Origin of the sequence: Sphingopyxis sp. KK2, assembly GCF_001990265.1 — a bacterium.
Taxonomy (GTDB): Bacteria; Pseudomonadota; Alphaproteobacteria; order Sphingomonadales; family Sphingomonadaceae; genus Sphingopyxis.
The window spans coordinates 1-5,394 of sequence record NZ_LYVN01000197.1; the positions used below are offsets into that span (position 1 = coordinate 1).

6 protein-coding genes are annotated in these 5,394 nt (G+C 66.9%); 3 read left to right on the plus strand and 3 right to left on the minus strand.

The annotated features are described in order from the left end of the window. Positions 1-271: 271 nt before the first annotated feature. Entirely contained in the window at positions 272-787 is a 516-nt protein-coding gene (locus tag B1A78_RS20070) for a hypothetical protein (protein WP_077148648.1), read from the minus strand. Positions 788-923: 136 nt separating this feature from the next. Here B1A78_RS20070 and B1A78_RS20075 point away from each other — a divergent pair, with 136 nt between their 5' ends. After that, positions 924-1,133, plus strand: a complete 210-nt coding sequence (locus B1A78_RS20075; RefSeq protein WP_077148649.1) for a helix-turn-helix transcriptional regulator — start codon at positions 924-926, stop codon at positions 1,131-1,133. A gap of 11 nt (positions 1,134-1,144) precedes the next feature. Then, complete coding sequence (locus B1A78_RS20080) at positions 1,145-1,795, plus strand: hypothetical protein (RefSeq protein ID WP_144037929.1); 651 nt, start codon at positions 1,145-1,147, stop codon at positions 1,793-1,795. 6 nt (positions 1,796-1,801) lie between these two features. Here B1A78_RS20080 and B1A78_RS20085 read toward each other — a convergent pair whose 3' ends face one another. Together B1A78_RS20085 and B1A78_RS20090 are read right to left on the minus strand one after the other, a co-directional pair. Beyond that, complete coding sequence (locus tag B1A78_RS20085) at positions 1,802-2,854, minus strand: lipopolysaccharide assembly protein LapB (protein ID WP_077148651.1); 1,053 nt, start codon at positions 2,852-2,854, stop codon at positions 1,802-1,804. Beyond that, positions 2,827-4,590, minus strand: coding sequence for a DUF3857 domain-containing transglutaminase family protein (locus B1A78_RS20090; protein ID WP_179102113.1), 1,764 nt, complete (start codon positions 4,588-4,590; stop codon positions 2,827-2,829). The genes B1A78_RS20085 and B1A78_RS20090 overlap by 28 nt, the downstream gene beginning before the upstream one ends. 255 nt (positions 4,591-4,845) lie before the next feature. Between B1A78_RS20090 and B1A78_RS20095 the strand changes: the two genes are divergently transcribed. Continuing rightward, the coding region (locus B1A78_RS20095) for a LuxR C-terminal-related transcriptional regulator (protein ID WP_218668010.1) at positions 4,846-5,394 on the plus strand (549 nt) is incomplete at its 3' end.

The window sequence follows — 5,394 nt, forward strand, 5'->3', positions numbered from 1 at the left end:
GTTGGGCGGCGGGGCCGGGGTGCCGCCGCCCCCGCCGCATGCGGCGAGCAACAGCGGTGCTAGCAGCGCCGAGCCGCGTGCCCATGTCGTCCATCGCGCGGCCGTTCGTGTCGATCGTGTCGCGCCCGGCATGCCGTCTCCCCTCGTGCGGGAATCCCGTTGGTTCGGGTTCCGGGGATAATACGCCTGTCGCGGCAAAGGGTTCATGCGCAACAGATTTGCGCCGAACCGCGCTCGGCGAATCCGGTCCGGAGGGCGCGGCAGGCTCGCGTCAGGCGGGGTCCTTGACCTCTTCGAAATCGTCGAGCTTCTTGAGCGCTTCATAGGCGATCGCGTGCAGCTTTGCGGTGTTGACCGCGAGGCCCTCGGTATCATGGCCCTTGAGGTCGTCGACGTGGAAGACGACGCGCGTCCTGGCGGGCGCCAGTTCCTCGAGCGTGAATTTGAGGCCGGTCGTCACCGCGCCGTCGTCGATGCTGTAGATGATGTGCATTTCGCGCGGGATTTCCATCGCGACGGCATATTTGACCTTATAGGCGTCGGGGCGCTGCTTGGGGACGACCGCCGACCATTCGGGGTCGCCCTTTTCGACCACCAGCTCGTAGAGACGCGTCGAGCCGCCGTTGGTGACGAGCGGCAGACCGGTGCTGCTGCCGTCGCCGAACATCTTCTTGAACACTTCCTCGCGCGGCGCGGCGACGGTGCGCGTCTGGTTGACCAGCTCGAGCGCCTTGCCGCAGCCGGCGAGCAGCAGCATCGCCGCGATCATCGTGAATTTGCGCATCATGGACTGTGCCCCCTGTCCGACGTGCGGACGGCATAGCAGCGCCGGGTTAGGAAAGCGTAAGTGGTGCTTGTAAAGAGTGTTTGACAGGCCGTCGCCTCGGCCTGTAAAGAGTGTTTGACAGGCGGAAGGACGAGTGTTGGAAAATCGGGTGCGCGACTATCGCGAGGCGGCGGGGTGGAGCCAGGGCGAACTGGCGCGCCGGCTGCAGGTTTCGCGGCAGACGATCAATGCGGTCGAAACCGACAAATATGACCCCAGCCTGCCGCTGGCGCTGCGCATGGCGGGCCTGTTCGGGCTCGAGGTGCGCGAATTGTTTATCGATCACTGGACCGCGGAGAAGGAATGATGGCGAGGACCATGGCACAGGATGGACGCCGATCGTGGCGCAAGACGGCGCTGAGCACGATCGTCGGCGGGCTGGTCGGCGCGGGGGCGATGGCGGCGATGCTGTCGCTCGCCGGGACCGCGCTGCTCGACGCGATGGGGCCGTCGCGGGTCGCGCTTGCGGCGGTCGGGCTGATCTACCTGCTGATCGCGGCGATGGTCGGCTTCGGTGTTGCGGCACCGCGCGCCGGGGCGAAAGTTCTGAATGTCGCCGATGCCGAGGAATTGCGCGACGACCGGGCGAATCTGCTGTTTTCGACGATCGTCATGGCGCTGCTCGGCGCGACCTTGCTGTTGCTCGCGCTGGCGCGCGGACCGGGCTTTGCGGCGGGGGTGGTATCCGCCGGGGTCGCCTTTGCGACGCTCGCGCTGATGCTCGCGGGCGGTGCGCTCGCCAGTTGGTTGTGGCGCGACCGCTTCGACGAACTCGGCCGCCAGCTCGGGCTCGAGGGCGCGTCCTGGTCCTTCTATGTCAGCTGGATCGTCCTGACGGTCTGGGGCGCCGCCGATTTCCTCGGTCTCGGCGCGACGCTGACCGCGATCGACGCGGTGACGGTGTCCGCCGCCGCGCTGCTGCTCGGGTCGTTCGTCGCGATCGGGCGGCGCGGGATGATGGTCCGCTGACGGCCCTCAGGGCGCGATGCCATAGCCTGCATATTCGGCGTCGATCCGGCGATGCTGGAGCCGCGCCAGCGCGAGGTCGGCTTGGGCCCCTTCGCGGTCGTTGCCCTGCAGCCGGACGATCGCGCGCAGGAAGAGCGATGCGGGCAGGTCGGGGCTGATCTTGAGTGCGGCGTCGAGGTCGGCGCGCGCCTCCTCCAGCCGGCCGAGGCGGTAGAAGACCATCGCGCGGCTGTCGAGCACCGACGCCGGGGTGTCGGTGAGTTCGATCGCGCGGGTGCAATCCTTGAGCGCCGTGTCGAGCTGGATCGAGCGCGTGCCCTTGAGCCAGCACATCTGGTTGAGCAGCATCGAATCGCCCGGCCGGTCGGCGAGCGCGGCGGCGAGCAGGGTGATGCCCTCCTCGGCGCGGCCCGCCTTGCCGAGCAGGTCGGACTTGGTTGTGGTCCAGCCGCGCTTGTCCTTGGCGAGCGAGAGCTGTTCGTCGGCGATGGCGAGCGCCTCGTCGAAGCGCTTGAGTTCGGACAGCACGCTCGTCTTCCAGCCCAGCGCGTCCTCCGACGCCGGGTCGAGCGCGAGCGCCTCGTCGACGTCGGCGAGCGCCTTGTCGAAGTCGCCGAGCTGGCTGTAGACGCCCGAGCGACTGAGATAGCTGTTGGCGTCGCCCTCGCGCCGGATCGCCTCGTCGAGATCGGGAAGCGCGGCGCGCGGCTCGAAAATGTCGATGTTGAAGGCGGCGCGGCCCAGATAGCCGGCGACCGAATCGGGATCGTCGTCGATCGCCTTCTGATAGGCGGCGAGCAGCGGCCCGAGCCTCTTGTCTTTCTTAGCCGCGGCGATCTCTTCGGCCGGGGTGGGGAAGCCGGTGGGGGCGCGAAGCTGGAACTCGCGCTGCTTGGCGGCGGCGAGCTGCGCGCGCGCGGCGGGGAGCTGGTTCGCGGGCATTTCGGCGCCGCTGTTCCAGATCGTCTCGGTCTGGTCGAGTCGGTTGCCGGTCAGCCGCGCCTCGCGCTTCAGCCGGGTGCCGGCGATCGTCATGTCGGCGGCGACATCGCCCTCCATCGCATAGCCGGCGCGCGGCGGCAGCTTGACGGCGAAATTCTGGACAAGAGGCTCGCTCCTTCGCCGGCGACCGGGATGTCGCGCCAGGCGGCGCGCGTGCGGTCGGCCTTGAGGTCGAAATCGGCGACCAGCCCGTCGAGATTGACATAGGCGCGCGGCTCGTCGCGCGACCATGGCAGGCTGCCGATGCCGGCGGCGCGGATCGTCGCGGTCCCCGCCTTTTCGTCGACCTCGATCGACCGGGTGTGGATCGTGCCGTCGGACAGGAAGCTGCCGAGCGCGCGGCTGGTCAGTTCGCGCAGCTGGTCGGGCGTCGTCTGTGCCTTCATGCCGCCGATGCGCGCCGCGAGTTCGCCGCGGATCGTGAAGGCGAGGTCGAACAGCGGCGGAAAGGCAAGGCCGGCCGACTGGTCGTAGGTCAGCGTCATCTCAAAATCAGGGCGCGCCGACTGGCGCACCGGCAGTGGCAGCAGGTCCTGCCCCGCGGCCGCGATCGGCAGGACATAGCCGAAGGGCGGGACATCGGCGAGGTCGGCGAGATGGATGCCCGCGGTGGTGCCGTCGAGCCAATAGTCGGTGCCGTCGATGCGCGCCTGGACCACGACATGGTCGAAGGCGCCGAGTGCGGGCAGCCGCGTCGGCAGGAGGTCGCCGAACTGCGAGCTGACGAGCGCGGGCTGCGCGGAGATGCCCAGCCGGTCGAGTACCGCGAGCAGCAGCATCGTCTTGGCCTTGCAGTCGCCATAGCGCAGCGTCCAGGTCTGCTCCGGTGTCTGCGGCACATAATTGCCGTTGGCGAGGCCGTTGTAGAGATAGCGGATCTCGTTCTGGACAAAGGCCAGCGCCGCGGCGGTCCGCGCCTTGGGATCGGGGTTCGCCTTGCCGATCTTGTCAATGGCCGCGGCGAGGCTGCCGCCCTCCTTGATCGTGCCCGCGGTCGCATAGAGCGGCGCGGTGGTGCGCGACAGGTCGCTCCACGAGGCGAAGGTCGAAAATTCGAGCCCCGGCGGCCGCTTGTAGCGGAGCGGCGCGTCCTCGGGCATCTCGTCCTGCTTGATCACCGGCTGCGCCTGGGTGAGGATATGATAGCTGCCCTCGTCGCGCTCGACGGGTGAGATGCCCTTGCCGAACGCCTTCCATTTGATCGGCAGGTTCTTCGGCCACAATATGCGAACCGAGCCCTGCGCAATCGACGCCGGCTTCGCCTCGACATCGACCATCGCCTCGCTGTTGCCGGCGAGCACGTCGCTGCGCTCGACGATCGTCGCCGAGAAGCGCACCGTGTCACCGACGCGCAGATCCTCGATCGCCGCAGTGCCGGTGAGCAGCCCGTCGATCGTCTTTTGCTCGAAATCCTTTTCGCGGCGCAGCACGGTGAGCTTCAGCCCCTGTGCGAGCAGGTCGATCGTTGCGCCGCCGCGAATGATCTGCAGCTTGTGGATGATCATGTCGTCGCGGTCGGGGTGCCAGACGAACTGCAGATCGTCCCAGTTGCGCAGCGCGTCGGCGGACTGGATGCGAAAGGCATGGTCGCTGAAGGTCGAGCGCTTGTCGGCTTCGATCAGGATCTGCTGGTCGCTGAGCAGCCACGGTGTTGCGGCGTCGCCCTGCGGCAGCGGCCCCGTGCTCGGCACGACCCACTCGGCGGGCGGGGCATAGAGCGGCGTATCGACCGCGAAAGCGGGCGCGGACAGCGCCAGACTACCGGCACCAAGAAAAACGGCAAACTTACCCACGAAACACACTCCCCCTCGAAGCCGTTCATCTAGCTTGGATCGCCAATGTTACCAATGTCTTTGCGACGTGCGCCGACGGAAAAAGAAAAACGCGGGGGGCAAATAGATGCCGATTCCCTGTCCGCGTTCGGAGCGCCCCCTGGCGAGGCCCCGCGACCTGCCATCTCGATCGAGGTTGCCGGGTCATAAACCAGAACTTGATTGCGACCGCGAATGCGCGTCAATAGGAGTGTTTACGGAAACATGGCGAGGTGTATGTCGCAGGAGCATCAGGCCCCGGATGGACTTTTAGCGCGGGTCGAAAGGCTGTCTGCGACCGAATTGGCGTGTCTGGAACATGTCCGGAAGGACATGACCTCGAAAGAAATCGCGCGCGCCCTGGGACTTTCGCCCAATTATGTCGACGTCTGCCTGAAGAGTGCGGCCCAGAAGCTCGGCGCGCGCGGCCGCCAGGTCGCCGCCAATATGCTCGGCGAAGCGCAGGCGATGCGCGAAAATCCGGGGGAGGACAGCACCCCCTCCAATTTGATGCTCCAGACTGCGCGGCTTTCTTCCCCCGCCGATTTGCCCAACAACAGGGCATCGGCGGGGGAAGGCAACGGCCCCGTCGATCCCAGTCAGGACAAGGCGCCGAAACCGGAATCGAGCGATTCCGGCGCGGACAGGTCTTGGCTTCGGGAACCGCACCCGTTGGCCAAATTCTTTGGAGGTGAAAACAGGCTTTCGAAAACGCACAGAATGATGTGGATCCTCGCGATCGCGGTAATCGTCGCGATCGCCTATGGCGGGATCGTCAACGGACTG